Origin of the sequence: Pseudomonas sp. HMWF006, assembly GCF_003061205.1 — a bacterium.
Classification (GTDB): Bacteria; Pseudomonadota; Gammaproteobacteria; order Pseudomonadales; family Pseudomonadaceae; genus Aquipseudomonas; species Aquipseudomonas monsensis.
In genome coordinates, this window is sequence record NZ_QAIU01000242.1 from 14,482 (window position 1) to 17,958 (window position 3,477).

General features: G+C 58.0%; 4 protein-coding genes and 1 pseudogene. All 5 read left to right on the forward strand.

Going from position 1 to position 3,477, the window contains the following annotated elements:
* Positions 1-827 (forward strand): TonB-dependent receptor (locus tag DBR24_RS31885; RefSeq protein WP_256591374.1); only part of this gene is annotated, 827 nt, incomplete at its 5' end.
* 23 nt (positions 828-850) lie between these two features.
* Complete coding sequence (locus DBR24_RS09845; protein ID WP_128614633.1) at positions 851-2,194, forward strand: aryl-sulfate sulfotransferase; 1,344 nt, start codon at positions 851-853, stop codon at positions 2,192-2,194.
* Positions 2,195-2,383: 189 nt separating this feature from the next.
* A complete protein-coding gene (locus DBR24_RS09850) occupies positions 2,384-2,710 on the forward strand; it encodes a hypothetical protein (protein ID WP_123470484.1) in 327 nt (108 codons plus the stop codon).
* Positions 2,710-2,925: a hypothetical protein gene (locus DBR24_RS09855; RefSeq protein ID WP_128614634.1), complete on the forward strand. Its 216-nt coding sequence runs from the start codon at positions 2,710-2,712 to the stop codon at positions 2,923-2,925. The genes DBR24_RS09850 and DBR24_RS09855 overlap by 1 nt, the downstream gene beginning before the upstream one ends.
* 163 nt (positions 2,926-3,088) lie before the next feature.
* A pseudogene (locus tag DBR24_RS31890) lies at positions 3,089-3,477 on the forward strand (energy transducer TonB); the annotation flags it as partial.

The following is a 3,477-nucleotide window of genomic DNA, read 5'->3' on the forward strand; positions in this document are numbered from 1 at the left end:
GCCCGTCCGGTCTGCTCAACCTCAGTTACCGCATCACCGACGACGTGCTGGGCTATGCCACGCTCTCCCACGGCGAGAAATCCGGCGGGGTCAACCTGGCGGTGGGCTCGGCGCCAACGGCCGGGGCCGAGTCGTTGCTGATTGGCACCGAACGCGCGAACAACGCCGAACTCGGGTTCAAGAGCACACTGTGGGATCACCGTTTGCAGCTCAACGCCAACGTATTCTGGACCCAGGTCAACGCTTACCAGACCAACGCCTATGACGCCGACAACCGCGTGCAATACCTGACCAACGCCGGCTCGGTCCGGTCGCGCGGCGTCGAATTCGAAAGCACCGTGATCCCGCTGCGCGGCCTGACCCTGAACATCAACGGCTCGTACAACGACGTCAGCTATCTCTCCTACAAAGATGCGCCGTGCCCGCCGGAAGTCAGTCTCGCACCGGGCGCTCCGGCCTCCTGCGACCTTACCGGGCATCAAGTGGTCGGCGCGTCGAAATGGATCGGCAACGCCAACGGCGAATATAAGTGGAACCTGGCTAACGGTTTCGAACCCTACGTCACTGCCAGCTACGCGTTCCGCTCCAAGGCGGTGGGCACGGTCGAGGATTCCGACTACGGGCAGATCCCGAGCTACGCGGTGGTCAACTTTTCCACCGGTCTGCGCGGCGACTTCAACCAGGGCCAGTGGGACGTTTCGCTGTGGCTGAAAAACGCCTTCGACAAGACCTATTACACAACCCTGTGGACCGGCGGCAACGGCGGCTATGAAGGCTTGCTCGGCACACCGCGCACCCTTGGGGTTACCGGTCGCTACGACTTCTGATCCGTCATTCAAGGAGCTGCACAATGTTGCGCATCAAAACCGCTTTACCGGTATTGCTGTCAGGCGCGGTCTTCAGTGCCGGCGCGTTCGCCGCGCCCAGCGTGTACCCGACCGGAGTGACCCGGTACGACCCGGACAAGGCGTTCAATCAGTACGTGATCTTCAGTGGCGCCGACAAGCAGACGCACCTGATCGACATGAATGGCAATGAGGTGAAAACCTGGCCCCAGGAAGGTTTTCCGTCGGCCATCATCGACCCGAAACTGGTTGGCGGTGAGCGCGGGCATGTGCTGCTGCAACTGAGTGCGAAGGAGCCGGGCAAACTCGGTTCGGCCGGCAACGGGCTGGGCAACCAGAGTGTTGGCGAGCTCGACTGGAACGGCAAAGTGGTCTGGCAGTGGGGCGACAAGGCGCCCGGTGGTGCGGCGCAACAGCACCATGATCAGCGCCGTTTGAGCAACGGCAACACGGTGGTGCTGGCGAACAAGGTGCACACGATCAAAGGCTTCAAAGCGCCTGAGGTGATTGATGATGCGATCTATGAAGTCAGCCCCGGCGGTGAGGTGAAATGGCAGTGGCTGGCCTCAGAGCACCTCAACGAATTCGGCTTTACCCCCGAGCAATTGAAACGGGTGCGCGCCAGCGACAACCCGGATTACCTGCATATCAACAACCTCAGTGTGGTCGGGCCAAACAAGTGGTTCGATGCCGGCGACAAGCGCTTCAATCCGGACAATCTGCTGCTCGATTCGCGCAACGCCAACTTCATTGCAATCATCGACAAAAAGACCGGAAAAGTGGTCTGGCGCCTCGGCCCGAACTTGCCGCTGATCAACCCAAAAACCGCGCAAAAACTGCCGCGCCCGGTGGACCAGTTTGTCGGCCAGCATGACGCGCACATCATCCCGGCCGGGCTGCCTGGTGCCGGCAACCTGCTGGTATTCGACAATCAGGGTTCGGCGGGATATCCGAACGTCCCCCTCGGGCTGATTTCCGGCTCGCGGGTGCTGGAAATCGATCCGCAGAAAAACGAAATCGTCTGGCAGTACAGTGCGGCCAATTCGAAGCAGCCGGGATGGGCGTTCTACAGTTCGTTCATCAGCAGTGCGCGACGTCTGCCCAATGGCAATACGCTGATCGACGAAGGCATGAACGGGCGGTTTTTCCAGGTCACGGCGAGCGGTGAAAACGTCTGGGAATACGTCAGCCCGTACCTGGGCAAGGCGCCGGGCAGCGATGCGATCAGCAACTGGGTGTATCGGGCGCTGCCTGTGAGTTATGACTGGGTGCCACTTGGAACGCCACGTTCCGAGACCGCAGTGATTGCCCCGGCCATTGGCGTGCAACAAGCCAGCGCGAGCCGTTAGTAGAAATGGAATTAATGCTCGACGGAATGGCGATAAGTTATGAGCTTAATCAGGGGTGCTTATTGCAACTTGATTAGTCAGTGGCTTGGACAATATACGAATGTCGAACCATCCTGACTGTCGTGAGTTTCCAGGAGGAAACTTGCTCTCATCGGAAGACACTTATCCAACGATAAAGGAAATCTCGTTATGTCGAGCATTAATGGCAGTTATGTAAACGCTAACGCTGGCGCCAAACTGACGATTACCGATGGCAACGACTCCAACGGTACCTTCAGCGGCAAGTTCAGCCAGAATGGCGTGAATTACGACATCGCTTACGGGCATTATCATTTCCAGAACAGCACCGGGCAGCCGACGATCATCACGTTCACCGCACTGAATGACGGTACAGGCTATCAGTCGTGGACACTGTTCTCACCGGATCACAACTACTCTAAAGTTCGTGCGGTGGGTTCACGTAACAACTTTGATGGCGACGTTGTGGGGCTGGCAGGAGAGTTTATCAAGCAATAATGGTTGATTTGATTAAAAGGCCGGTGCACGAAAGTGCATCGGCCTTTTTTGTTTTGGGGAATATTAATAATCAACGCTCTATTTTTTATGAGTTGTCCCGTGAAACCGCGTCAACTGAATTTGATGCGTTGCAGGAATACTTTCAATGCCTGAAAGGCATGCGGTTTTTGCTGCATCGCTGCAGCCCTTATGGCGCGGGGCTTTGGCGAAATTGATCAGTTTCTATATTCCATAAAAGCCTATCCATAACACTAAAGATTACTTTCGGAGATAAGCACCAGGCCCAATGATTCACCCAGCGATGCACCGTGGGGGTTCAATAAACGGTGGGTCGGCCATTTTTGTAGAGCACGCAAAAAGACCGCAGGGAGTGAATCAATGGGCAATGTCCAGACCGCCGCGAGCGCACAGGAATTGCTGTGGCGTCAGACGCCGAGTGGTGAACTGGTCGATCTCGGCCGGCCCCATCGCGTGCCATTGGGGCAGTTGCGTTTGCAGCGTGCGCCCAAGGGCATCCTGAGCCGGCGCGAAAAGCTTCTGCTCGGTGTGCTGGCGCTGCTGGCGCATGGCGCGGTGATCTACTGGATCAATCAGCATCCGACGCCGGCATTGCCGATTGTGCCGCCGGAAATTCCACCGATGACCATCGAGTTTTCGCGCCCGGCGCCTCCCGCGCCGCCAGTGGTCGAGCCGCCGCCACCGGCGCCGGTAGTCGAACCACCGCCGCCGGTGGAGGACGAGCTGGCCGTTAAACCGCCGCCACCGAA

Bases quoted from the DNA above. Each gene is read 5' to 3' on its own strand.
- DBR24_RS09845 (WP_128614633.1), top strand. From the start codon at position 851: ATGTTGCGCATCAAAACCGCTTTACCGGTATTGCTGTCAGGCGCGGTC.
- DBR24_RS09850 (WP_123470484.1), top strand. From the start codon at position 2,384: ATGTCGAGCATTAATGGCAGTTATGTAAACGCTAACGCTGGCGCCAAA.
- DBR24_RS09855 (WP_128614634.1), top strand. From the start codon at position 2,710: ATGGTTGATTTGATTAAAAGGCCGGTGCACGAAAGTGCATCGGCCTTT.